The sequence below is a fragment of the Shewanella sp. ISTPL2 genome (assembly GCF_013283205.1).
Taxonomy (GTDB): Bacteria; Pseudomonadota; Gammaproteobacteria; order Enterobacterales; family Shewanellaceae; genus Shewanella; species Shewanella oncorhynchi.
The window spans coordinates 272,036-297,821 of sequence record NZ_JAAPAV010000001.1 but is presented as its reverse complement, the minus strand read 5'-3'; the positions used below and the strand labels follow the sequence as shown (position 1 = coordinate 297,821).

Sequence of the window (25,786 nt, the reverse complement as noted above, 5' to 3'; positions counted from 1 at the left end):
CATTTATCACTAATCAAATCAAAGTCATGGCCATCTTACGGCGTAAATACGCGATTTGCTGCATGTGTGGCAAATCCTTAGGACAGTTGTCTTGGCAGCCGAGTAACGTCATACAACCAAATACGCCATCCTGATTGCCAATCACATGGTAAAAATCCTCGGCAGTACGAGCGTCACGGCTATCCATCTCAAAACGAGCTATTTTCATCATGCCCACAGCGCCGACAAAAGTTTCACGCATTTGTTTAGTCGCACAGGCAGAAACACACACGCCACATTCAACGCAGCGCTCTAGCTCATATAAACGCGCAGCTTCATCTGGGTCCATAGGATCTTCAAGCCGATGCACGCTTATATCATTAGGTTTAGGATGTAACCACAGCTTTAAGCGTTCGGCCAGTTCCCGCATAAACTTACCAGTGTTAACCGAGAGATCACCAATCAACTCAAAACCTGGCAGCGGCATTAAGGTGATTTCGCCCTTAGGGTATTTGGCCGTTAAGGTGCGGCAAGCTAGCGTCGGGAAACCGTTGATCACCATAGCGCAGCTACCACAGATGCCAGCACGACAGACAAAGTCGAACTGCAATGAAGTGTCTTGTTCTTCCCTGAGTTTATTAAGGGCGATAAATACCGTCATCCCCGGCGTTTCGGTAAGCTGATAACGCACCATTTTCGGCTTATCGTTTGGCTCCTGCGGATCATAACGAAAGATATTAAAGGTTAACTGACGACCTTGGCTCATTATGATTTTTCTCCTAACGCATTGGCAGATGGACTTTTTAAAGTATCACTTAAACGTTCGTTATTAGGTTGTAAGCTCTCGGGTAATTCAAAGGGCATAAGAGCCCGCTGCCTTTGATAACGGTCAGCATCATCACCTAGCTCAGCTAAAATCTCGGCAATTTGCTGTTCACGCTTTTCGGTATCGGGATGCACTATGGCGTTGTTGATGCCATAACCACGATAACCCGGCGGGAGTTCCATCTTCATCACATCGAGTGCTTCGTAGTTAAGCACAGGTTCGAGTGCATCGGGAACCGGCCAGCTGGCCAAGGTGCGATTCAGCCAGTCTCGATCATTTCGCTGCGGATAATCCTCACGAGCATGGGCACCACGACTCTCTGTTCGCGCTGCAGCGCCGCAGGCTACGGTTAGCGCCACTTTTAGCATACGCTTGACCCGCAGGGCTTCAACTAACTCAGGATTGGCGTGACGCTTTTTACACTTAAGCCCGAGTTTACGCGAACGCTCGAGCAACACTTTTAGTTCGGCAACCGCTTTTTCAAGCTCGGGGCCATTACGGAAAATCCCCACATAATCCATCATGATGCGCTGCATTTCGCGCTTGAGCTCAAAGGCGCTCTCGTGACCATCACCCTCGACCAGCACATCGATTTCACTCTGCACCTGCTGCATAAACCGTTCAGCAAGCTGAGTGTCGATCTCAAGGCTATTGTTCTCACAAAAATCGGCGACATATTTACCAATAATCATGCCGCCAACCACGGTTTCGGCCAACGAATTACCGCCTAAACGGTTAAAGCCGTGCATGTCCCAACAGGCCGCCTCACCTACGCTAAATAAGCCTTTAAGCTGCGGACTTTCACCTGTGGCATTAGTCCGAATACCGCCCATAGAATAATGCTGAGTTGGGCGAACAGGGATCCAATCCTTAGCGGGATCGATGCCAAGGAAATTCTCGCAAATTTCCTGCACTTCCCTAAGATTCGTTTCAATATGCTTGCGACCTAAAAGGGTAATATCTAGCCACAGGTGGGGGCCATAAGGGCTATCGACGCCCTTACCTTTACGTATATGTTCAGTCATGCGACGCGATACGACATCCCGCGATGCCAACTCCTTTTTATCGGGCTCATAGTCAGGCATAAAGCGATAACCGTCTTTATCGCGCAATAAGCCGCCATCACCACGGCACCCTTCCGTTGTTAAAATGCCCACGGGAACAATGGCAGTGGGATGGAATTGTACCGCCTCCATATTGCCAAGCCTTGCCACGCCCGTTTCCAATGCCAACGCTTGGCCAATACCTTCGCAGATGATCGCATTGGTCGACACTTCATAAATTCGGCCATAACCACCAGTGGCTATCGTAGTGGACTTAGCCACATAGGCTCTAAGTTCACCCGTAATCAAACAACGAGCAATTACGCCATGGCAACGCTTACCATCGTGAATAAGTGCCAAGGCTTCGATACGTTCATGGACGGGAATATCCATGGAAATCGCTTTGTTATCCATAGCGTATAACAGCGAATGACCTGTACCGTCGGCGGTATAACAAGTGCGCCATTTTTTAGTCCCGCCAAAGTCCCGCGCATTAATTAATCCATGGGCTTCCTGCGCCTCATGTAGCGTGACTTTTTGCGCATTGACTATCACTTCCCTCGGGCCAGCAGTCACCCGAGACCAAGGCACGCCCCAATTGGCCAGTTCACGTACTGCCTTAGGTGCACAATGGGCAAACATCCGTGCGACATCTTGATCGCAGCCCCAGTCGGAACCTTTTACCGTATCTTGAAAATGCACATCCTCATCATCGCCCATTCCCTTAACGGCATTGCCTAAACTCGCCTGCATCCCTCCTTGAGCGGCAGCAGAGTGGGAACGTTTTGCAGGAATGAGTGACAGAACTAAAGTGTCAAGCCCACGCTCTTTCGAAGCGATAGCGACCCTTAAGCCCGCGAGCCCAGCTCCTACCACCAATGAATCGGTATAAATCAGTTTCACGCCTGCTCCTTAATGGGGTCTATTGTTTTGTGCTGTTTTTTTATGTTCGACATTCTATTCACTGATTAACTTAATCATTGATTAAAAGCGGAATTAACTCGCGTAGGGTAAAAATGCCAGAAGTGAGGCGACACCAACAGTGACAAATAGCACGCTCACTATGGTCTTGATCTTACGTAATCGACTGCGGTTGTTGAGATCCCGCGCCGCACCCCATTTCAAAGCCACACGGTAAATGCCAATTGCTGCATGTAACTCCACAGTGAGCAGCAAAGGCAGATAAACCATCCAGACACCTTGATTCCAAATACGATCGGCGCTTCCCTGAGGGCCAATGGTTTCGGGAGCCGAGCCAATAAGCCACAAATGCACAGGCAACAGCAGTAAAATCACTACACCAGTAATGGCTTGCCAGCGCCACAAGCGAGTATCGCTGTGGTCGATCACTTGCATTTGTTGGTGCAGAGCCCTTTGCTGACGCAGACTCATGGGTAATTTTTGCAATGCCACTAACACGTGCACTAACGTCAAAATGGCAATACCAATGGCAATACAAGTCACTACCCAAGGATAACCGTGTCCGTCAGCTGACAGAAAACTCAGTTCCATAGTGCGAGCCACCCAACTCATGGCATCCGCACCCAATAAAATCGATGACACTAACACTAAGTGGGTCCACAAAAAGACTGCGAGTATTACCCCAGACAAACTCTGGCTTAAATCCAGCCAAGCACTCCATTTTTTAATATTTAATTTGATCGCCATCCTATCGCCTCACGCAGTTGACCTTATCGAGCCAATCTCATTAAGTCTTATCGCAAACTAATATCGCTCACACATCCACACGAAAACGTGAGCCAGATCAATTGATTGCTGAATAATTAACCTAATGCTTAATAATAGCAGTGAAACAAAATCCTGCTGCAGGCTTAAAGCCTACTCAGGTACGAAGGGCTGCACAGGAATACCGAGCTCGCTACCGATAAATAGATATGAAACAAGGCTTGCAGTACCAAGGCATAGCAAATAAATAATCAGCACCTTAGCGAGTTTTCGCAGACCTGAGCGCTGAGTGGTTAAGCCCCACTTTACCGCTACGCGATAGAGACCAATCATGGCGTGTACCACTACAGCGGGAAGTAACAGCGCATACAGCAACCAAGCATTATCGTGATAAACCCGCTCAGCCGATAAATGCGGGCCAATTTCGGGATTCAAAATCATAGTGAAGAGATGAACTGGAACGAGGAAAAATAAGATAAAGCCAGTGATCAGTTGCCAAAACCACGCATGGGTATCCTTATGCTTGATATTCCCCATGTGCGAACGCAGGGCTCGCCATTGCCCTAGCTGCGCCGGAAAACGCCGCAGCGCCACCGCGGCATGTACTATCACCACCAATAGCATAAACACTGAAAACACTTTAGTGACTATAGGAAAACCATGTCCTGTGCTGCTAAACATTCCACCTTCAAGCAACTGAACGACCCGATAAAAAGCCTCTTTACCCAGCAAAATACTCGATTCAAAATGCATGTGTAATAGTAAAAAGCTGCCAAGCATAATCCCTGTCGCACTCTGCAGCCTATCAGCCTTAGCCGACCAAGGATGACCTAGCGGTGTACTCACCCTATTGTGAACTCGAGTTATGCTTGTCATCTTGAATTAACCTATGTCGTTTATCGTTGGCACCTCTTGGCAAACTACACCATAGCAGCAACTCAAATCAGGCTTCAGTGTCACAGATTTAAAGCGTGAGCCAACTCACCTGACGGAGTTAAACTCTTAGAAGACGATCACAAAAAACGTATCAAAACCAAACAAAGGTAAAACCAATTAACCAATACTTTTCATAGTGTTATACCAAATAATAAAACTAACAATTCGTTTTTTAACACCAATCCATACCCGCCAGCTAACACCTTGTCTGTATAGACAAAAGCGCAATACCAGGATAGCCAGTCGTCGAACCTAAACCCTAGTGATAACCAAACGACCTTACCTAAAGCGCTTTAAATTCCCGCTACATCCTGCATTTTGGGATAGTTTGGGTATACAATACCGCGATATTTTGAACCCTTAGTTTATGAACACTCAGTCACAGGATGCCCCCATGCCTTGGATCCAACTCCGTATAAACACCAATAGCGATGACGCTGAAACCATCAGCGACTTGCTCATGGAAGAAGGTTCAGTCTCAATCACCTTCGAAGACGGTAAAGATACCCCTATTTTTGAACCTAAATTGGGCGAAACCCCACTGTGGCGCGATACCGTGGTAGTGGCCTTATTCGATGCAGAAACCGATCTGACACCGACCATCGCCATGCTGAAAACCTTGCCTTTCCTCGGTGAGAACTTCAGCCATAAAGTCGAACAAATTGAAGATAAAGACTGGGTACGCGAATGGATGGATAACTTCCACCCCATCCAATTTGGTACACGCTTATGGATCTGCCCAAGCTGGCGCGAAATCCCTGATCCAACCGCGGTTAATGTGATCTTAGATCCGGGTCTTGCCTTCGGTACTGGCACTCATCCCACGACAGCACTGTGTTTAGAGTGGCTAGACAGCTTAGATTTAAGCGATGAAGAAGTGATCGATTTTGGCTGTGGTTCAGGCATCTTAGCCGTAGCCGCACTGAAACTGGGCGCGAAAAAAGTCACAGGTATCGATATCGACTATCAAGCCATCGACGCCTCGCGTGCCAACGCCGAGCGCAATGATGTCGCTGACAAGCTAGCCTTGTACTTGCCAGAAGACCAACCCGCCGATCTCAAAGCCGACGTACTGGTCGCTAACATTCTTGCAGGCCCTCTGCGAGAATTAGCGCCTTTGATCGCAGAACGCGTAAAAACCGGTGGCAAACTTGCCCTTTCCGGTCTCCTCAAAGAACAAGCCCAAGAAATCTCTGACTTTTATAGCCAATGGTTCGATATGGACGCAGCGGCTCACAAAGAAGATTGGAGCCGCTTGACAGGTAAGCGTAAATAGCGCTAAAGGGTGGCGCAACATGCGCCACCGCTGGCTTCCAACAATTTGGCCTCTGACTTCTCGTCGATTAAAAGTCAAGAAAAAAAATTACCTCTAGGTCATTTATTGACCTTTTCACGGCCAACAAAAAGGGCTACTATAGCGCCCCTTTGAAGAGCTAAGGTGAAACATAAAATGCAGATTGGACCCTATCAACTGAACAATCAGCTGATCGTGGCACCAATGGCAGGTGTCACCGATCAAGCCTTCCGCAATCTTTGTCTTCGTTATGGCGCAGCCTTAGCGGTTTCCGAGATGCTTTCATCCAATCCCGAGGTTTGGGATACAGATAAAAGCCGCCAGCGCATGACGCATTCTGGCGAGGAAGGCATCCGCTCAGTGCAAATTGCAGGGGCTGATCCTGATTTAATGGCGCAAGCCGCCTTGTTCAATGTCGAACAAGGTGCTCACATCATTGATATCAACATGGGTTGCCCGGCGAAAAAAGTGAATAAAAAGCTGGCAGGCTCGGCGCTAATGCAAAATCCAACGCTGGTAAAAGAGATTTTACAAGCCGTGGTCGCCGCAGTGAACGTGCCTGTCACGTTAAAGATTCGCACCGGCTGGGAGCCAGAGCACAAGAATGGTGTTCAAATCGCCCAGATTGCAGAGGATTGTGGCATCGCCTCGCTCGCCGTTCACGGCCGCACGAGACAATGTATGTACAGAGGCAACGCCGAGTACGACACGATCAAAGCAATCAAACAGAATGTCTCGATTCCTGTTGTCGCCAATGGGGACATCGACAGTCCGGAGAAAGCCCGCTTTGTGCTGGAATACACCGGTGCCGATGCCTTGATGATAGGACGGGGTGCTCAAGGACGGCCTTGGATTTTCAGAGAAATCCAGCACTACTTGGAAACGGGTAATAAGCTAGCGCCCATTGAGGTTGCCGAACAGCGTCAAGTGATGCTGGAACACCTCACCAAACTGTATGACTTATATGGTGAATACAAGGGTATCCGCTTCGCCAGAAAACATATGGGATGGTACCTAGACCAAGAAGCTCAGCGCCAATTTAGGGCTGACTTTAATCGGCTGGAAACCGCTGCAGAACAGTATTCCCTCGTGGAATGTTATTTTGATGAATTAGTACAGAATTAATAAAGAGCAGAATAGAATGTTTGATCAGACAACTAACACAGAAGTTCACCAGCTTACCGTTGGCAAAATCGAAACCGCAAACGGCACTATCAAGCCCCAGTTATTACGTGACGCCGTCAAGCGTGCCGTAACTAACTTCTTCGCACAGTTGGACGGTCAGGAAGCACAAGAAGTTTATGAAATGGTGCTAAGCGAAGTTGAAGCGCCCCTGCTTGACATCATCATGCAACACACTCGTGGCAACCAAACCCGCGCAGCAAACATGCTAGGTATCAACCGTGGTACTCTGCGTAAAAAATTGAAAAAATACGGCATGAATTAATCCGCAAGGATTAAGCTGTTGTATTGAAAAAGAAAAGGCCTGAAGAGATTCAGGCTTTTTTGCTTTCTGATACACCATTTTCTAATGTAAACCTTTCTAATGCGCGCCCTTCTTATGCACATAGTTACACAGTTACCATCATGCTTGGTTTGCCACGCCTCTCACGCCAACTAAGACATCATTCACCAATACAATGCACTTAGCTGCTCTAGCGACCAAAATTAATAAATAATCCATACAGCCCATAGCACAACCTTGACACGAGCCATCGGGTTTTAAGTTATAATGCATTTAAAAATCAGTCTGTTAATTCTAAAACTTTTTAGCCGTAGGTTTTACATTGTCATTGAATCACTCTGAACAAGATATCAAACACAGTTGGTTTGGCCGTTTCTTTATTGGCAAAGCTGATGCGGTAAAACTCACCACGAGTGGTATTAGCATTAATCGCACTAAAGGCGGCTTTTTTGCTCACTCTCGCAGCGCTAACAAAGTAGCAGCTGACGAATGTTTTACCTGGCAACAGCTCGATTCCCCACCATTTTTTACCTTAAGTCCACTAGGTTATCTACTCGGTTTCACGGTATTAGGCAAAGCCTATCAACTGCCGTTTCTCAGCTATTTTGCACAACATCAATTTAGCTATCAAATCGCACAGTATTGGGCAAATGCCAATGGGCCGCGCGTTGCTGAGTTAATGGCGAAAGTGGATAAGACACTGACACACACTTATTTACGTGAATCACGTTTAGAAATGATACAAGCCAGAGTCGCGCGCGAATACCAGCGCTGGTTCCCTTGGTGTGAAAACCTACCATTGTCTGCACATTTACACACTGTGTTAGCGAGGCTTAAGCAAATCCACCGCTGGACTCGCGCCGATATAAAGCAGTTGCGTGAAGATTACATTCAGTCTCAGCTCGTTAAATTTGCTGACTATTTTGAGCATGTAGAATCTAATCCCTTAACCGAAAAACAGCGCCGAGCTTGTATTATCGATGATAACAATAACTTGTTATTGGCAGGCGCAGGCACGGGAAAGACCAGTGTGATGGTTGGTCGAGCAGGATATTTGCTTAAGAGTGGTCAAGCAAAAGCCGATGAAATATTGCTATTAGCCTATGGCCGTAAAGCGGCTGACGAGATGGATGAGCGGATTAAAAACAGGCTCGGTACGGATGATATCAAGGCGAGCACCTTCCACAGTTTAGGCTCAAAAATTATCGCCGACGTTGAGCGAGCAAAACCGAGTTTGTCCCCTTTAGCGGAGGATGACAAAGCCAAAGAGCTGTGGGTGCACAATACCCTTGAGACTTTGATTGAAAATGAGGCTTACCGTAAACAGCTTTTCGAGTACTTCAGTCGTTTCTATTATGTTGAAAAAAGCCCATTCGAGTTCGATATGGAAGGCGAGTATTTTCAATACTTGAATGATAACGATATTCGCAGTCTTAAAGGTGAGCGAGTCAAAAGCTTTGGTGAGCTCTACATTGCCAACTGGCTATTTAGCAATGGCATCGAATATGTCTATGAAGCTAAGTATAAGCATGATGTGCGCAGTATTGATTTTCGTCAGTATCAACCCGATTTCTATCTGCCTGAATACCAAATTTATCTTGAATACTATGGTATTGATGAACACCAGCATACCGCTCCTTATATCGATAACCAGAAGTATTTGGAATCGATGGCATGGAAACGCCAGCTACATCAACAGCATGGCACTAAATGTGTTGAGCTATTTTATTACCAACATAAAAAAGGGTTGTTAATCAGTAAGCTTGAGCAAGCTTTACAGGTCTTTAAAGTACAATATGCGCCCTTACCCGATGAAGCCATACTAGCAACCCTACATGAACTTGGCCGCGTGACCGAATTGGCAAAAATGTTTAGTCAGCTGATAGGGCTGTATAAAGCGGTTTGCCTTGATGAACATGGGCTTGAGGGTGTATTTGCTCGCGCCGCCGATGCTCAGCAGACCCGCAAGGCATTCGAACTGCTTGAGCCCATACTCACGCGCTATGAGCAGCATTTAGCGATAAATGGCGACATTGATTTTGAGGACATGATTGGCAAAGCGTTGACGTATCTACAACGCGGACAATTCATTAGCCCGTGGCGTTTTATTATGGTGGATGAGTTCCAAGATATTTCAGAACCACGTGCCCGCTTAGTCCGCGCCTTGAGAGATTCCTGTGCACCCCATTCTAAAGCGTTGGCGTCTTTATTTTGTGTCGGGGATGACTGGCAGGCAATTTATCGTTTTAGCGGTGCAGATGTGAGTTTAACAACGCAATTTAGCCAATATTTTGGCCCAACAACCCAAAGCTACTTGGATCTGACTTTTAGGTTTAACAGTAGTATTGGGCAAGTCGCCACTCAGTTTGTTACCCAGAATCCCACGCAATTGAGGAAGGACATTCACTCCCTCATGCAGGTCGCCTACTCTGCAGTCTCAATATTACGCCGCGGAGAAAATGAGCAGTCAAACCTAAATGAACCAAGCCCAAATGCACTGGAACAAGCATTAATGGCCATTAGTGCAAGGATAAGCGCTAGAAGTGACAAACTTAACAGCGTAGCAAGCGTCTATTTACTGGCACGTTTTTGGTTTCAGCTACCCGATAAAACCCAAGTAAACCAACTCGAGGCTAAGTACCCTAACTTGAAAATTGAGTGCCAATCTTTTCATGCTTCGAAAGGGAAAGAAGCCGATTATGTGGTGATCATGGGGATGAAGACGGGAATGCATGGCTTCCCTTCAATGAAAGTCACTCCTCCGATACTAGATGCATTTTTACCAAAAACAGAAGCGTTTGAATTTGCAGAAGAACGTCGACTGTTTTATGTCGCGTTAACGCGGGCAAAACACCGCGCCTATGTGATTGCCGATATGACAGACGTGAGCCCATTCGTCACCGAACTGCTTACAAAAGGCTACGCAATTGAACAAGATGAGTTCAGCATCTCTTTAGTTCAAAGGTTATTTGAAGACATAAAATGCGTGCGTTGTAGCACGGGAACGCTTAAGCCTAGAACGGGAAAATTTAAATCGTTTTATTCCTGCTCACATTTTCCCCTTTGCGATCACAAGGAAGAAGGTTGTGAGCTCTGTGCTAGCCCAATGACCCGCACACGCTTTGCTGGCTTTAAGGTATGTTTGAATGAGAACTGTGGTCATATAGCACCACTTTGTAGCCTCTGTGGTGGCGATATGCTGTTAAAGGATGGTCGATTCGGCCCCTTTTGGGCTTGTCGCAATTACCGCGGGCAAAACCTACCCAGCTGCATGAATATTCTAAACAAGGCCAAGTTGTCGCTCCCATGCGAGCGACCCAAAAAGCATGTGAGCTAGATGCAAGAATGCTCAACAAAAGCCTATAACAATGAGTCGCAACTCATTTTTATAGGCAGGGGATTTAGAGTAAAAAGAAGAAATAAACAACGAGGAAAAAGGAGCTGAGTGCGCCAATAACCACTGGGTAAATGAGATAAGCATCTTGCGCTCTGGCAGCACGAATAAAACATAAATGAGCCAGAAAATAATTATAGATAAAAATCATAATTGAAATCATAACACCATGGCTAAAGCGTAATGTATTCATATTGAGTGCAACAATAATAAGCAATAGCCAATTCAGCAGAATAAGATACAGAAAGACCTTCTGTAATTTATCCGAGCCGTTTCGATGAAAAGATGCAGCCATTGCATATCCTATATTTTCGCCCGTAGTCTAATTGCATCAATCAAGTTCTGGACTTCAGCTTTATCACGATAAATCCAGCGAGCGCCTAAGAACTTCAATCGACCTTTAATCGTGTGTTCTCGAGTTACCTCACATAAGACTCGTGTTTGCTCAAGTTCAATATAGAATCTCCTCCCTACTGGCAGTGGTTCATTGCACAAAATCCCAACACCGCCAATGCTAATATCTTTTATATTTGCAGTTCCAATCGGCGTAATAACAAACCAGCGAGTTGTTGATAAATTTACTGTCAGGCCATCGCATGCAAATGCGAGTGGCGCTCTTTTATTTCGTCTCAGGCTAAATCTTTGATGAGTTCGACGATTATCAAATTCAATAATCTGATACTCAGGGGTCGCTTCAACTTCATCCTCAGAATGTACAAACTCTTCATACAGATTCATAGTCATCCCTAACAAATGAGAGCAGGTATTAACACTAGCGAGTGTTTGCTTGGCGCTTAATTTCGTTGATTGTAACGCCACTTGGGACTGTATCGTTCGGAGCGCCAATCATGCCTCTTAATAACTGTTCAGCAGAGGAGGTTAAAATAAGCGCCTCAATCCGACGATTAGCCGCCGCAGCAGTATCCGAAGTGATGTAAGGAACCTGATCAGCCATACCCGTCACCTGAATAACCTGATCGCGTTTAACACCGCCACGCTCAAGCACTCTTCGTGCTAATAGTGCTCTTTCACTCGATAATTCCCAATTGGTAAATAAATTGCCCGCATAAGGCGTTGAATCCGTATGACCCGAAATAACCATGCTGTTGGTGACATTTTTTAAAATCGGCCCTAAAGATAAAAGTAATTCTTCAAAATAGGGTTGCATCTGCGCACTGCCTCGCGTGAACATAAATTGATTCACATTATCGTGAATTAAGATGCGTATGCCTTGAGGCACAATCGTCACGGCAATATTTTCAGCCATGCTCGAGCTTTGCACGACTCGATTCAATTCTCTGGCGAGCACAGTTAATTGCGCCTGAGTATCAAATTGCCCGGGGATGAGCGCACCCTCCTCTAATCCTTCTGACTCCGAACCTCTAGGCATAGAATTGGAAGGTATGATTGGAGGAGCAATAGACATATTTCCTTCTAAATCAATAATCGAAGATGACTGACTTAGCTCAAATGGATTCATTGGACCAGTGGGATTCATATCTCCACGTAAATACTGCACTATCATGGTTCGCTCTTTTTGATCTGCGATTTGCATGATCCACAGCACCATAAAGAGCGCCATCATAGCAAGCGTGAAATCGGCAAAAGCGACTTTCCACGCACCACCATGCCCATGATTACGCTTTCCTCGCTTTCGCCGCTTGATAATAATCGGCTCATTTTTATGGAGCATTAGCTTCTCTGCCCTTCCATCCAACGTTCTAACTCGATAAATGAAGGACGATTTTCACTTTGTATTTGTTTCCGTCCCGCATCAATAGCCATCATTGGTGGTTTACCTTTTGAAAAGGTCACTAAAATAGCGGCTATGCACCGAAGCTGTGCCGATTTACGATCAACTAGATGTTCTAATGCCTTTGACATTGGGTCAAAGAAACAATAACACGCGAAAATACCGATAAATGTACCGACTAATGCCGCGGCAACTTTGACACCAATCATAGTAATTGGGCCATCAATATTAGACATAGTAATGATAATACCGAGAACAGCAGCTAAAATACCAAAGCCAGGCATAGCCTCTCCCACCTTACTAAAAGCTTCCGATGGTCGTAATCTGTCCTCTTCTATTCGATGAATCTCTTCTTCTAGGATATGCTCTAAGTCATGGGGAGATATTTTCCCAATAGACTGCACTCGTAAGTTATCAATTAAAAACTGTAAAACATTTGGGTGATTAAGCACGGCTGGGTACATTAGAAAAATAGAGCTCTGATGAGGATTTTCTAAATGTTCATCGAGCACTTTTAAGCCTTGAGATTGGATCTGAGCCATTAAAGTGCCCATCAAAGGAAATAACTGAGGATATAATTCAGGATCTTCCTTGCCCTTATTAAATAATTCTTTTAACTGCTCAAGCATTTCTTTTAATACTGATTGTGGGTTAGCAATAATGAGCGCTCCAACTCCGGCCCCCATAATGATTAAAATTTCAGCAGGCTGCCACAATGCAGACAAAGCTCCACCCGCCCAAACATATCCACCAAACACAGAAGCTAAAATGATTAACAGCCCAACTAGTTTACTCATTACGATCTTCTCACTTTTAAACTTTAGCGCTGCAATATTGTTTTTAACTGTGAAATAGCTGATTTATGCAGTTGGCAAATACGCGTTTCAGTCAATCCCAATGCCATAGCTATCTCTTTTAAATTCAGCTCATGATGATAGTAAAGCGACAGAATTAGCTGTTCTCTTTCATTTAATTTTGAAATAACTTTGATCAAAGTTTGCTTCAGTATTAACCGCTCAACATCATTACTTCTGTCTACTGGATGATCACCGCCCAATAGCAACTCATCTAAGCTTTTCATCGACTCAGCTTGCGTCGAGTATAAACGTTCCCGATAATCCTCCGCGCTCAGCCCAAGCGCACTGGCCACTTCAAGATCGCTTGGTTCACGTCCCATCTCTCGACTCAAACGTCTAACAACATCATTAAGCTCATGGGCCTGCTGTCTAACAGGTCTAGGACGCCAATCCTGCCGCCTCAACTCGTCGAGTATGGCACCGCGAATCCGTTGCCCAGCGAAGGAAATAAATCCATTATCCAGCTCGCCAGGATACCGACGTGATGACTCAAGCAAGGCCATCATGCCAATTTGCTCCATATCCTCGAGTGATAACATCACGCCGCAGTGACTGCGCATCTGCGAGACTATACGTTTGATTAATGGCAAGTATTGTCGAATAATCTGTTGTTCAGATTGACGCTCTTCGACTGGATAATCACAGGTTTGTTGATATGCGAGTTGGCCCGCTGCTGTCATGATAAGGCCTCTTACTGGATCACCATGCGAGTAAAGAGTACTTCATCAATATCTGATGGTAATTGGTTATCTGACAGCACTTTAACCATCAATATCAACGCTTCTGATTGTAAACTGTCAAGCTGATCTAAGTGGTTCAACTGCTCAAATGTTTTACGTGAGAACATCTTCATCATAGCGTTTCGTATAAGTGGATCTGACTCCAGCAACACCGCTTTCATATTGGGATTACGGCTTTTTAATGACATTTCAAGCAGCATGTAATGGGGATACTTATCCCCGGGAATCGATATCACAAACTTTTCTAACGGGTAAAACTTTGCAACTGGTATAGGTTCGACTTCCGGTTCCGATGCAAAAAGCTCTGCTAGCTTCCAATCTCCACTACTTGTTCCAATCCAGAATGCACCTGCGGTCGAACTAATGAGCACAAGTAACGCTACGATAATCTTTACTAAACGAGATTTTAAAATTGCCATTAAACGACTCCGGCACTTAAGCCAATAAATCTAATTGGGATTTCTCTCTCGCCATCACATCGACTACATTATCCGTTGTAGTCTCAGCCGCTATCGAAGAGGAGAATAATGCAGTTTCCTGTTGATGCTGTTGCGATTCACCTTGACCAATATCGACATCAATTTGACCGCCATGATCCATTGCTAAATCCACTCTCAAACGATCCAAACCATTGAGTAATGCATCTCGAATTGCCGGATTTACTGCATGCATTTGCACCTGTAAACGATCGCCCTCTAAACGGATATTGAGCTCAATCTTGCCCAGCTCTGGCGGATCTAACCTTAATTCGGCTTTCTTAATATGTTGATCGACTTGGAAACGAAGATGCTCTCTTAAGGGAGTAAGGATCTCCTGAGAGTGCTGCGCTAAAGAAGCCATGGGAGTGATAGATACCGGGCCCCATTGAGTAGCACTTGCAGCCTGCGTACCCGCAACCTGCTGAGATCCTATCGCATTAATATCTTTAACTTCATGCCCCCTAAGTTCTGCCAACACACGCTGAAACACTGACGAGTCAGATTTCAAATGCTCAAAATCCCCAGAGAAAGTTGCCAGCGTTGAATCCTGCGTAAATACGCCGCTCATTTTCAAGGATTCGCCACTCATGCCCACTGGCTGAGTACTGCTTCCTGCAAGAGCCATAGATGAGGTCATACCTGAACTAAATAGCGTTCCTCTTTGATCTGTGGCTGAGAGCCCAATTAAAGACGCAGGAGTTCGACCTATCGGATCAGTTTTAATAGCTTCCGCGGGAAAAATCACAGGAACAAACGGCGCTACAGCAGTCGGTGAAACGAGACTAGCCTGAAGCGTGGCGGCTAAGCCATCTTGAATAATAGGCGCTGAGTTAATCTCAGTATTTAACAGTGGCTGAGACAATACTGGTACAACAGGAACAAAAGATACTGAGTCAGATAAATTGCTATTAACATATTGATTTAAAAAAGTATCAGCATCTCTTTCTAAAGCATGTTCGGCATTCTGAGTCCACTGAGTCCCCTCTAACGGGAGAGGCGCTGCAGACAATCCGACTGGCAACCCCAACAAGGTAAATGACTCTGATTTATCTTGATCAACTGCACTTGCCACTTTAGTCGTCAAGCTGGTATTTGTGCCAACAGGACGAGTTGAAAGAAGATCAGAGATCATCCAAAGCTCCACTTACTTGTGTTAATTGATAGGCTGCTAAACCTGGTTGTTGCGCCTTAAAGCGGCCCATTTCAGCGGCTAATTCATCACGAGCCAAGATCAACTCTTGCAGCACTTGGGAATGAACCCGCTTTAATTCTGCACGTGCCAATTTCTGCTCAATATCATGAGTCTCACCTGCCTGTTGCAGGGCTTTGATCAAAGCGATGTTCACTTTTCGGACGCTTTCCCAATCCTGAGCATCTGCATATTGGCGTAAAGCATTCGCAAAACGCGCCCACTGCTTAATTGAGATTTGTCCATCCTTCTCTGACATTGGTAATCACCTGAGTCACTGGAACTAGCGCTTCAGCACTGTTTTCGACACTGGCGCTGACAAGCTGACGGCTACAAAAGTCATAGAGACGATGTAAGCTCACGGCAACCTCACCACCATTTTCAAGGTCAAGCATAGAGTCCAAGCCATGCACGATATTAAGGCACTTATGGATACTCATTCCTTTCGCCTCAAACCTTTGGTATTCCATATGGCCAGCGGTCCGCTCTAGTTCTTCCAATAAACCATCAAGTAACATACGCACCATGTCATGGGTTGTTGCTGCCGCTACTTGTGCATCTAAAGCGGTTTGCTTGTAGGCATTAAATGGATCGTACTCATTTAACATTTTTTACTGCTTCCTATGAAAACAACTGACTTGCGGAATTAAACTGATTAATGGTGGATTCCATTGCCGTAAACTGGGTTAAATAAATCTGATACTTTTGATTCATTTGATAATCATGGCGCGCCATACTGTCATTCACACTTTTAATCTGCTTATTTAGCGCTTCCTGCTTTTGATCGATATAGCCATTGAACTGTGTAAAAGGTTTTAGGGTCTTTTCTATGCTTTTGATATAACTGTCAGGACCAGTAAACATGGCTTGTACTTTTTCTGGATCACTTTTAAAGCTATCGGTCAGCTTAGCATCATCAATTTTTAGTTTTCCGTCTCGTCCAATCTCAATCCCGATATCAGACAAACGCATGCCATTAGCAGCCGTTGCAAATACAGAATCACGTAATTTAGACTGGAGAAGGCGAATAGAGGTATCCCCCTTCAACACACCAATTTGCGCTTCACTCACTGCAGTGCTTTTGTCTTCCTTATCTTTATCGGAAGAGCCAGAGTCAGAGGTTTTAACGCCCATAGAACGAGTTAATTGATTAATTTGCGTCATTAAAGAATTAAATGAATCGACAAAATCCTTAACCGCTTTCTTATTCGCTTCAAAATCGTCAGTGACTTTAATCATGCTGCTTTCACCAGCCGCATGCACCTTGACTAATTCGAGGCTGACACCATCAACAACATTTTCTAGATAGTTACTACTGCTGGTAATACTGATACCGTTTAATGTGAGTTCCGCATCTTGTGCTGCACGACGTTCTGTCATGCCCCAATCGGCACCGTTAAACTCTACCTTCACTTGATTCGCGACACCCGATTCCTTTGAAGACAGCATAAATTCGATTTGGTTACCTGTGCGCACTAATGACGCTTGTACACCAGGATTACCCACTTGTTTATTGATCACATCGCGTAACTGAGACACAGAAATAGCCGCACCGCCATTAACCGTTGCCAAATCAATGTCCATGCGCTTAGTCGGATCACTACCGACTTGAATACTGATAATGCCCGACGTTGGCAACAATTCACTTTCAGAGGAATAGGCTTTAGTCAGTTGATGCGCTTGCGCAAGTTTATGCACGCTCAAATCATAGTTGCCCTTTGGAGCATCAGATTTAACTGTCGCGGTCGCATTCTCGCCCGTAACCGTAGCAATTTTGCCTTTAGCTGCATCGCCACCCATTTCACTCAGCTTAGTGGCCATCTTCTTCATATTATTTTCGAGCAATGTATAAGCATCTAACTGTGTTTTGCTGGCAGTTAGCTTACCTTTGTAAAGCGTATCTTTACCTGCGCGGTCTGCGCCAATCAGTTGCTGAGCAAATTGTGCTGCATTCATACCTGAAATCATGACTACCTCCACTCGTTCTAGAGCAAAACGCATGCCAAAAACAAGTTACTGTTTTTAAAGAAAATTAAATAATTAACTGGCCCAAACACAGCTAAATACTTCCGCATGAACACTTAAACAGGAAAACCATCTTCCACTTTGTGTTATCGAAAATTACCCACTAAAACATGAACCTTATAGGTTTCAATCTCGGGTTTAGCGACTACCGACCAATACATAAACCGTGGCTAAAATAAAAATGCCAGTCAGCGCAACTAACTGGCATTTTAGCCGTGACCAATGACATCACTTGCCCAATAGCATTAACGCAATAGACCCATGACTAAACCCGTGTTCTGGTTAGCTGAAGACAGTACCGTTGTACCCGCCTGAACTAATAATTGATTACGTGTCATATTGGCAGATTCAACCGCGAAATCGGCATCCATAATACGGCCGGCAGCGGCTTTAGTATTTTCAGTTACGCTGGCAAGGTTAGCCGCAGTATGGCCAAGACGGTTAATGTTGGCACCTAAGGTTGAACGTTCTGTCCCCACTTTAGCCAAGAAGGTATCAACAGCCCCGATAGCCGTATTGGCGGCTGCAGAAGTCAACAAATCACCAGTAACTGTCTTATCAATAGCACCTAAGGTAACTGACATTTGCTCTGCTCCATCCGAGCCAATCTGAAAGGTCACACCTTTGACGAGTACACCATCAGTAGCATCTTTAAATAAGTTATTACCCGCATAGGTTGTATTTTCTACAATCCGGGTAATTTCTGCATTTAATTGCTTAAATTCATCATCCAACGCTTTTAAATCTGCTGTAGAGTTAACGCCGTTTGATGCTTGAGTCGCCAATTCTTTCTGGCGGTTAGCAATAGTCGTTAATTCTTCTAACGCACCATCTGCGGTTTGCAGCATAGAGGTCGCATCAGAAATATTGCGTGAAGCCGTTTCCATGCCCTTTACGTTAGCGCTCATGCGGTTAGCAATTTGCAAACCCGCTGCATCATCAGATGCGCTATTGATACGTAAACCCGTCGACAGACGCTCCATAGCATTAGTTAATAGATTATTACTTTTATTAACAGCACCTTGTGCAACAATTGACGCGTAATTAGTGTGAACACCTAACATATCAGCTCTCCTAGAAAAAACAGTTATCTTGGCTATGCCTGAATCCCGGTATAGCTCCATAACTAAGTAAGGCGACAGCAACAGCGCAAAACTAAAACTTATTTAAAAATAGATGGGAGCACCTCTATAAAAACAGACTTAAATGGCATCCACAAAACGCCATAAAAAATGCCAGCAAGCTAAGCTTACTGGCACTTAAAACTAACTCAACTCGGCGTAATTAACGCAGTAGCCCCATCACTAAACCTGTATTTTGGTTAGCAGAAGACAGTACCGTTGTACCCGCTTGAACTAATAATTGATTGCGGGTCATATTGGCAGATTCAACCGCGAAATCGGCATCCATAATACGTCCAGCGGCAGCTTTGGTATTTTCAGTCACACTGGCAAGGTTAGCTGCAGTATGTCCAAGACGGTTAATGTTGGCGCCTAGTGTAGAACGTTCTGTACCGACTGCTGCGATAAAAGTATCAACAAGGGCAATTGCCGCATTCGCGCCAGTAGTTAAATCACCAGCAGCCAGCGCAGCATCATCTATGGCTGTTGTTGTAACAACCAATTTTTCACCCGTTCCGGCACCAATTTGGAAGGTAACACCAGCCTCCAACTTGGTGAATAAGTTATTACCGGCATAAGTTGTATTATCGAGAATACGGGTAATTTCGGTGTTTAATTGAGTAAACTCATCATTCAGAGCCGTTAAATCATCAGCAGAGTTCACACCGTTTGCCGCTTGAGTGGCGAGTTCTTTCTGGCGATTAGCAATGGTCGTTAATTCTTCTAACGCACCATCAGCGGTTTGTAGCATAGAGGTCGCATCAGAAATATTACGTGAAGCGGTTTCCATACCTTTAACGTTAGCGCTCATGCGGTTAGCAATTTGCAAACCAGCAGCATCATCAGATGCGCTATTGATACGTAAACCTGTCGATAAACGCTCCATTGCATTAGTCAATAGGTTATTGCTTTTGTTAACAGCACCTTGAGCAACAATTGAAGCGTAATTAGTGTGAACACCTAACATATGTAGTTCTCCATTAAATAACGAGCATTTGGGTTAGACCTGAGTTCAGGCATAACTAACTAAAGCGACTACACAAGCCCACAACTAAAATCGATATTTAAAAAATAGAGTGTATAGCACTGTAAAAACTAGACTGAAATGGCATGCACACCATAAAAAAATGCCAGCAAGCTAAGCTTACTGGCATTAAAACTAACACTGACTAATTGAATAACATTAGCGCAGTAACCCCATCACTAAACCCGTATTTTGGTTAGCTGAAGACAGTACCGTTGTACCTGCTTGAACTAATAATTGATTGCGGGTCATATTGGCAGATTCAACCGCAAAGTCGGCATCCATAATACGGCCTGCAGCGGCTTTAGTGTTTTCGGTAACGCTCGCTAAGTTAGCGGCAGTATGGCCAAGACGGTTAATGTTGGCACCTAAGGTAGAACGCTCAGTACCCACAGCGGCTAAGAAGGTATCCACAAGGGCAATCGCAGCATTGGCGGTACCACCTGTTAAAGTACCTGCGACAGTTTTAGGAATTGCGCCTAATTTAACATCCATTGTTTCCGTTGTTCCGGCGCCAATTTGAAATTTCACGCCCGTACCAGAGGTCAATACACCAGTATCGAATAATTTATTACCAGCATAAGTGGTATTTTCTACAATACGCGTTATTTCGGCGTTCAATTGCGTGAACTCATCATTTAATGCCGTTAAATCAGCCGCAGAGTTAACGCCGTTAGAGGCTTGAGTAGCCAATTCTTTCTGGCGATTAGCAATGGTCGTTAATTCTTCTAACGCACCATCAGCGGTTTGCAGCATAGAGGTCGCATCAGAAATATTGCGTGAAGCCGTTTCCATACCTTTTACGTTAGCGCTCATGCGGTTAGCAATTTGCAGACCAGCAGCATCATCAGATGCACTATTAATACGTAAACCAGTCGATAAACGCTCCATAGCATTAGTTAAAAGGTTATTGCTTTTATTTACAGCACCCTGCGCAACGATTGAAGCGTAATTAGTATGAACACCTAACATAGTAGTTCTCCAGAAAATAACGATTGTTTTGGTTAGGCCTGAATCCAGGCATAACTCATTAAGGCGACATGAAAAGCTCATCACTGAAGCCAAATAGCTTATTTTCAAAAATTAAATAATCACACTTAGGGTTCGCTTCAAAAATTAGAGCAGCAGAGCGCTAACCTGTTCGCGGTTCGTATTTCCCTGCGCCATCAAAGATGTTACTTGATAGGCAAAAGGATAGGGTTGCATAAATTTATGCAAATGCTGGAGTTCAAATTTGGGCTGACTAGATGCGGTCAATTGCTTAACCTTCACCAGTAGTAAACGGTGGGATGCTTTAATATCATCAATTTGCACTGTGACTTTTTTATCTACCTTTGACACTTTAGCCAATGTCATTTTTAACTTTTCAGTATCCGTAAAATTCCATTCACGGGGATCCTGCCAACTAAATTTCTCTTCTAATGGTATATTCCTCGGCTCACCCGCTGGCAATCTTTGCCCTTCGCCCACCATTAAAATCCCCCCATTGAGCTTCATCCAAGTCTCATGCTGTGCAGTAAACACTGTGTCATTGGTCGATAAGCGGTCAATACTTATCCCTATCGAAGCTAAAACAGGCTCTATGATATCTTGTAGCTCTAAGCGATTTTTATTGGCAGGCAAAAGCAAATGCAATGTTTGCTTCTCAGTAAAAAGCGTAATCCGCTCATCGCGGTTCTTAGGTGATGTGAGATCGACTCGTCGGAACCTAAAAAAATGTAATGCCGCAGGCTGGGATGCTGAAATCAAATTCAAGTGATGATCGAGTAAACGCTTTCCTTGGTAATAAGGCCTAATCTCGATTAATTGTCTTCGACACTCCTCCGCTTTATGTAATGCATCTTCAACAACTGTGTTTTTACTGAACAAGCAGGTTTGTAGCTGTTTGTTCAGTTGACCTAGGATACTCTTGGCAGAAATCAAGCTCTGTAACACCACTTGCGATGCACTAATATTATGTTGCTCTTGAGTCACCTTAGCCCAACGTCCATAGGCTTCCAATCTATGCTTAGGTATGGGCCTCGCTTTCGGTGCACTGCGGGGCACACCTGATATCGGAGCAACATAATGAGACGTTACCGTCTGACTTTGGCGTAACTGACTAAGTGACTCACCTATCCCTTTGATCATTTAACTCATTACCTACATATGATTGAAAAGGGACAGCTGGCTTATCTGTACAAAAGTTTGCTGGGTAATTTTTAATGCGGTTAATTTGACATTGAACTCGGCAGTGGCAGCGGCATAATCGAGCTCCTGCGTTTCACCTATCACTTGTTTACTAAACAACACCATTTCTTCATGGGAGCTTTTAACTAACGCGAGATTATTTTGCTTGCCACCGAAATCGGTAATAGCTACACCTATGCTATCTAAGGTTTCACTTAACGCTGTTTGTATTCCACTCGCGGCCGCACTAAAAGCAGGATCGCTTGGTGATAAGCTTGGATCATTTAATACGTTAATATAGTCCATTGCTTGATTCAAAATATCTTGACCAGCATTGGAGAACAAGACTTTTTCGGCGGTGACATTAGCCGTAGTCCATGAGGAGCTAGACGTTTGTACCGTTCTCTCGCTAGCATCACCTTGGTAGACGTATCGCCCAGCCGCATCCTTAACTACCGCAGCTTTCTCAATCGCATTACCCGAAAAGAGATAATTACCCGACTCATCGGTGGCGTTAATATTATCCACTAACCCCTTTAAGAGTTCTTCCATTTCAGAAGCATAGGATGCTCTATCCTCTTTAGAGAGATTCGAGCTATTAGTCGCAATACTGATTTCTTTCATCCGCTGCTGCGTCTCAACCATGCTGGATAAATAGGTTTCAGCACGGCTCATATTGGTACTTAAGGAATCGATATTTTTAACGTATTGCTGTACTAGTGCTAAATCGCGTTGGTTATCCATTACCCGAACAACACCAATAGGATCATCCGAAGGCGATAGTATTGAAACACCTTTAGAGAGCATTTGATTCAAACGTGCCACATCATAGGTCGTGTTCTGCAAACTGTTTAAATTGTTAGTGTATAAATTTTGCATTGTTACACGCATGAATAAAGTCCTTAAAAGCTACTAAGCATAGTTTGAAACAGTTGATCTGCGGTGGAAATCACCTTCGCATTCGCCATATATGACTGCTGATAGATGATCAAATTAATCCCTTCTTCATCGGGATTTACACCACTGGTACTCGCCCATTGGGACTGCGCATCTTTTTGCAAATCTACACTGGTTTTAGCAAATGAAATCGCTTGGCGAGAAGCAGAACCTAACTGGCCAACCTTACTGGAAAAGGATTCCGCTAAGCTTGTATTACTGCCAAGGCTAGTAAAACTCAGCTCTTTATTCGCTAGCTGTACTAAAGCTTTTAAATTTGCGTTATCGCCTTGGGTGCCATCTTTACCAAAGGCAAGTTTATCAGGCGTAAAACCGGCCGTTAGAGATAAGCTTCCTCCTGGGTTATTAGCTTGATAAGTAAATAAATCCTGTGACGGTGTCGCACCATTTAAGTCAGTGCCAGAAGCAAGAATAGAATTAAACTCTGTCGCTAACATGACCGCTAATTCATCTATGTACTGTTGCGAATCTGCGAGCTGCACATCACGGTACGTAAGCAAGGCACCTAAACTGCCACCAGCGGTTTCATCAACATTAAACTGGCTAGCACCAAATTGGATAGTCACCAAATCGTTCTTAGGATTGGTGGGATCGGGATTACTCGTTAACTTAGCGGCAGTATTTCCCGTCAATAGCGGCTCACCTCGTGCCAGCGAGATATTGACCATGCCTTGGCTATCTTCAACAACCCGAATATCTAAAATCGCCGCTAAGTCATCAATTGCAGCATCTCGACTATCTTGCAGTGCAGGGGGAATCGTTCCTGTCACACTCGCCGCCTGAATGTCGCGGTTGAAACTGGCAATAATATTTAGTTGTGAGTTGATCTCTTTTACGGATGAACCAAGCTGTCCATTGATCTGATTACGTTGCGAATCAATATTGTCGTTGATTGCATTCACTCTTTGGGCAACGGCTTTAGCCTCATTAAGTACACCTTGTCGGTAGGCAATGAGATTAGGTTGTTCCATAGATGAATTAAGGGCGGCGAATAATTGATCTAGGCCTTTTGAGATATTATTCCCTTCGGCACCAAATACTTGTTCAGCCTGACGCAAATAACTACTTTGCACTTTAGAAAAACCAACAGCACTCGTGGTTTGCCATAACTGCGCGACTTCGTATTGATCAGAGATCCGTCTAACACCATCAACAAACACGCCCGCGCCGGAGCCATAAGCACCGCCACCAACCGAACTTAACATCACCTGCTGACGTGAATAGCCTGCAACCATAGCATTAGCAACGTTATTTGAGGTTGCATTCAATGCGGCCATGCTTGCCAATAAGCCAGACTTACCAATGTTCAACATGCTCATTTAAAATCCTTCACAACGGGCCGCATAATAAGTGCAGGCTGCATCGCTGTTGTTGTCATCTGTTGAGGATCAAAGGCGACCGGATCTTTCTCAGACTGAAATGAACGTGATAGCTGCTTAGTCATCACGTCAGCCAAGCCCATACCATTGACTTGGCTTAAACGACTTGCCAATTCCGCATCATGTAAATCTTGATAAAGGCCATTATTGCTTTTGGAGGTTAAAGGATTATCTTCATCGGCCATAGCGTCGGTGGCTGAGCGCATTTGCTTAAGTACCGTTTGCAGGAACTGCGCCTCAAATTGTTGACTGACTAATTTAAGTGCACCTTGCTCGCCATTCGCCTTAATCAAATCATCAGCATTCAGCTTATTTAAGTAACCGCCCGTATTTTCAACTTTCATTAAATCACCACCAAATCAGCTTCTAAAGAGCCCGCTTCCGCCAAAGCTTCTAGAATTGCCATCAAGTCCATTGGTGTCGCACCTAAGCTATTTACGGCACGCACGATTTCTTCAATTGCTGTGCCCTCGGGCCAAACAAACATACGTTTGTTACCTTGCTCGACCAATACTTGGCTATCATTAGTCACCACGGTTTCCCCTGCGGCATTACCAAGATAAGCGCCATTAGGCTGACTCACGTTTTCCCGTTCAACAATAGTCACTGTAAGATTGCCATGGCTCACAGCGGCTTTACGAACCACAACATCTCCCCCTAATACCACTGTGCCTGTACGACTATTAAACACGATTCGAGGTGAACGTCGGCCTTGGTCAATCTTGAGTTCTTCAAGCATTGACATAAAAGTCACACGCTCTCGATTCGACTTAGGCGCGTGTATCAGAACCTTGGCATGATCTTGCGCACGTGCAACATCGGGTCCAAATAGTTCGTTAACAGCCCGTTCGATATTTCGGGCGGTTTTAAAGTTGGGATCCTTAAGGTTTAATATGATGTCTTCATTATCACTAAAGTTACTTTTGATTGGTGCCTCAAGTAAGGCACCATTGGGGATAGTGCCAACAGTTGGCACATTCACAGTCACAGATGATCCATTACGACCGGCGGCAGAAATACCGCCAACCACTAAGTTGCCCTGCGCTACCGCGTAAACCTCACCATCGACAGCCCTAAGAGGCGTCATTAATAAGGTTCCGCCCTGAAGACTTTTTGCATCACCAAGGGATGAAACCGTCACATCTAAGGATTGTCCTGGGCTCGCCAGAGAAGTAATAGTCGCATGCACAGCAACGGCGGCGACGTTCTTTAACTTAGGATCGGTTTTATCATCAATCTGTACACCAAACTGCTTAAGCATATTGACGACAGATTGACTGGTAAATTTAACTTGAGAGCGGTCACCCGTCCCATTTAACCCGACGACTAAGCCATAACCCACGAGTTGGTTATCACGCAGACCTTGCACATCGACAATATCCATCAAGTAGCGGCTTTGCTCTTCCGCTTGCAGTGTACCAGTAGCCAAAAGTAACAATAATAAACAACGTAGCATCAAAATATCCTTTG

Annotated in this window: 26 protein-coding genes; 4 read left to right on the top strand and 22 right to left on the bottom strand. The window is 44.8% G+C overall.

Annotated features, from left to right (window positions below):
* Positions 1 to 13 precede the first annotated feature (13 nt).
* From HUB64_RS01375 to HUB64_RS01360, 4 genes are all read right to left on the bottom strand, one after another.
* Positions 14 to 745, bottom strand: coding sequence for a fumarate reductase iron-sulfur subunit (locus HUB64_RS01375; RefSeq protein ID WP_173496204.1), 732 nt, complete (start codon positions 743 to 745; stop codon positions 14 to 16).
* Positions 745 to 2,751, bottom strand: a complete 2,007-nt coding sequence (locus tag HUB64_RS01370) for a fumarate reductase flavoprotein subunit (RefSeq protein ID WP_173496203.1) — start codon at positions 2,749 to 2,751, stop codon at positions 745 to 747. The genes HUB64_RS01375 and HUB64_RS01370 overlap by 1 nt, the downstream gene beginning before the upstream one ends.
* A gap of 93 nt (positions 2,752 to 2,844) precedes the next feature.
* The gene (locus HUB64_RS01365) at positions 2,845 to 3,516 is read right to left on the bottom strand and encodes a fumarate reductase cytochrome b subunit (RefSeq protein ID WP_113940802.1); all 672 of its coding nucleotides are present in this window, start codon (positions 3,514 to 3,516) and stop codon (positions 2,845 to 2,847) included.
* A 171-nt stretch (positions 3,517 to 3,687) separates the two neighbouring features.
* Positions 3,688 to 4,410, bottom strand: a complete 723-nt coding sequence (locus HUB64_RS01360) for a fumarate reductase cytochrome b subunit (RefSeq protein ID WP_105250426.1) — start codon at positions 4,408 to 4,410, stop codon at positions 3,688 to 3,690.
* A gap of 454 nt (positions 4,411 to 4,864) precedes the next feature.
* On the opposite strand from HUB64_RS01360, the gene prmA reads away from it, so the two are divergent.
* The 4 genes from prmA (at position 4,865) to HUB64_RS01340 (ending at position 10,566) form a co-directional block, all read left to right on the top strand.
* Positions 4,865 to 5,746 carry a 50S ribosomal protein L11 methyltransferase gene (gene prmA / locus HUB64_RS01355; protein ID WP_105250427.1) on the top strand — a complete coding sequence of 294 codons (882 nt, stop codon included), beginning with the start codon at positions 4,865 to 4,867 and terminating at the stop codon, positions 5,744 to 5,746.
* 174 nt (positions 5,747 to 5,920) lie between these two features.
* Positions 5,921 to 6,889, top strand: coding sequence for a tRNA dihydrouridine synthase DusB (dusB, locus tag HUB64_RS01350; protein ID WP_173497867.1), 969 nt, complete (start codon positions 5,921 to 5,923; stop codon positions 6,887 to 6,889).
* A 16-nt stretch (positions 6,890 to 6,905) separates the two neighbouring features.
* Positions 6,906 to 7,211 carry a DNA-binding transcriptional regulator Fis gene (fis, locus tag HUB64_RS01345; protein ID WP_006083371.1) on the top strand — a complete coding sequence of 102 codons (306 nt, stop codon included), beginning with the start codon at positions 6,906 to 6,908 and terminating at the stop codon, positions 7,209 to 7,211.
* 340 nt (positions 7,212 to 7,551) lie between these two features.
* Positions 7,552 to 10,566 carry a UvrD-helicase domain-containing protein gene (locus tag HUB64_RS01340; RefSeq protein WP_173496202.1) on the top strand — a complete coding sequence of 1,005 codons (3,015 nt, stop codon included), beginning with the start codon at positions 7,552 to 7,554 and terminating at the stop codon, positions 10,564 to 10,566.
* A gap of 64 nt (positions 10,567 to 10,630) precedes the next feature.
* Here the strand turns inward: HUB64_RS01340 and HUB64_RS01335 are convergent, their stop codons facing one another.
* From HUB64_RS01335 to HUB64_RS01250, 18 genes are all read right to left on the bottom strand, one after another.
* Positions 10,631 to 10,918: a hypothetical protein gene (locus tag HUB64_RS01335; protein WP_113940804.1), complete on the bottom strand. Its 288-nt coding sequence runs from the start codon at positions 10,916 to 10,918 to the stop codon at positions 10,631 to 10,633.
* A gap of 8 nt (positions 10,919 to 10,926) precedes the next feature.
* Complete coding sequence (locus HUB64_RS01330; RefSeq protein ID WP_113940805.1) at positions 10,927 to 11,361, bottom strand: pilus assembly protein PilZ; 435 nt, start codon at positions 11,359 to 11,361, stop codon at positions 10,927 to 10,929.
* Between the two features lie 34 nt (positions 11,362 to 11,395).
* Positions 11,396 to 12,316: a flagellar motor protein MotB gene (locus HUB64_RS01325; RefSeq protein ID WP_131523401.1), complete on the bottom strand. Its 921-nt coding sequence runs from the start codon at positions 12,314 to 12,316 to the stop codon at positions 11,396 to 11,398.
* Entirely contained in the window at positions 12,316 to 13,173 is an 858-nt protein-coding gene (motA, locus tag HUB64_RS01320) for a flagellar motor stator protein MotA (protein ID WP_113940807.1), read from the bottom strand. The genes HUB64_RS01325 and motA overlap by 1 nt, the downstream gene beginning before the upstream one ends.
* A 23-nt stretch (positions 13,174 to 13,196) precedes the next feature.
* Positions 13,197 to 13,913, bottom strand: a complete 717-nt coding sequence (locus HUB64_RS01315; protein ID WP_173496201.1) for an RNA polymerase sigma factor FliA — start codon at positions 13,911 to 13,913, stop codon at positions 13,197 to 13,199.
* 11 nt (positions 13,914 to 13,924) lie between these two features.
* Positions 13,925 to 14,392: a flagellar basal body-associated protein FliL gene (gene fliL, locus HUB64_RS01310; protein WP_168825867.1), complete on the bottom strand. Its 468-nt coding sequence runs from the start codon at positions 14,390 to 14,392 to the stop codon at positions 13,925 to 13,927.
* Between the two features lie 16 nt (positions 14,393 to 14,408).
* Complete coding sequence (locus HUB64_RS01305) at positions 14,409 to 15,584, bottom strand: flagellar hook-length control protein FliK (protein WP_173496200.1); 1,176 nt, start codon at positions 15,582 to 15,584, stop codon at positions 14,409 to 14,411.
* Entirely contained in the window at positions 15,574 to 15,900 is a 327-nt protein-coding gene (locus HUB64_RS01300; RefSeq protein WP_168825871.1) for a hypothetical protein, read from the bottom strand. Before HUB64_RS01300 ends, HUB64_RS01305 begins: the two co-directional genes overlap by 11 nt.
* Positions 15,869 to 16,249 carry a flagellar export chaperone FliS gene (gene fliS / locus HUB64_RS01295; RefSeq protein ID WP_113940812.1) on the bottom strand — a complete coding sequence of 127 codons (381 nt, stop codon included), beginning with the start codon at positions 16,247 to 16,249 and terminating at the stop codon, positions 15,869 to 15,871. The genes HUB64_RS01300 and fliS overlap by 32 nt, the downstream gene beginning before the upstream one ends.
* A 13-nt stretch (positions 16,250 to 16,262) precedes the next feature.
* Positions 16,263 to 17,609 (bottom strand): flagellar filament capping protein FliD, encoded by a 1,347-nt coding sequence (gene fliD, locus HUB64_RS01290; protein WP_173496199.1) that lies wholly within the window; start codon positions 17,607 to 17,609, stop codon positions 16,263 to 16,265.
* 302 nt (positions 17,610 to 17,911) lie between these two features.
* Positions 17,912 to 18,730, bottom strand: a complete 819-nt coding sequence (locus HUB64_RS01285; protein WP_113940814.1) for a flagellin — start codon at positions 18,728 to 18,730, stop codon at positions 17,912 to 17,914.
* Between the two features lie 220 nt (positions 18,731 to 18,950).
* On the bottom strand, positions 18,951 to 19,754 hold the full coding sequence (locus tag HUB64_RS01280) for a flagellin (RefSeq protein ID WP_113940815.1): 804 nt from the start codon (positions 19,752 to 19,754) through the stop codon (positions 18,951 to 18,953).
* A gap of 216 nt (positions 19,755 to 19,970) precedes the next feature.
* Positions 19,971 to 20,783, bottom strand: coding sequence for a flagellin (locus HUB64_RS01275; protein ID WP_006083386.1), 813 nt, complete (start codon positions 20,781 to 20,783; stop codon positions 19,971 to 19,973).
* 144 nt (positions 20,784 to 20,927) lie between these two features.
* Positions 20,928 to 21,941 carry a hypothetical protein gene (locus tag HUB64_RS01270; protein WP_168825875.1) on the bottom strand — a complete coding sequence of 338 codons (1,014 nt, stop codon included), beginning with the start codon at positions 21,939 to 21,941 and terminating at the stop codon, positions 20,928 to 20,930.
* A 12-nt stretch (positions 21,942 to 21,953) separates the two neighbouring features.
* Positions 21,954 to 22,871, bottom strand: coding sequence for a flagellar hook-associated protein FlgL (gene flgL, locus HUB64_RS01265; RefSeq protein ID WP_173496198.1), 918 nt, complete (start codon positions 22,869 to 22,871; stop codon positions 21,954 to 21,956).
* Between the two features lie 11 nt (positions 22,872 to 22,882).
* Complete coding sequence (gene flgK, locus HUB64_RS01260) at positions 22,883 to 24,256, bottom strand: flagellar hook-associated protein FlgK (RefSeq protein ID WP_113940818.1); 1,374 nt, start codon at positions 24,254 to 24,256, stop codon at positions 22,883 to 22,885.
* A complete protein-coding gene (locus HUB64_RS01255) occupies positions 24,253 to 24,660 on the bottom strand; it encodes a rod-binding protein (protein ID WP_113940819.1) in 408 nt (135 codons plus the stop codon). The genes flgK and HUB64_RS01255 overlap by 4 nt, the downstream gene beginning before the upstream one ends.
* On the bottom strand, positions 24,660 to 25,772 hold the full coding sequence (locus tag HUB64_RS01250) for a flagellar basal body P-ring protein FlgI (protein ID WP_113940820.1): 1,113 nt from the start codon (positions 25,770 to 25,772) through the stop codon (positions 24,660 to 24,662). The genes HUB64_RS01255 and HUB64_RS01250 overlap by 1 nt, the downstream gene beginning before the upstream one ends.
* Positions 25,773 to 25,786 lie beyond the last annotated feature (14 nt).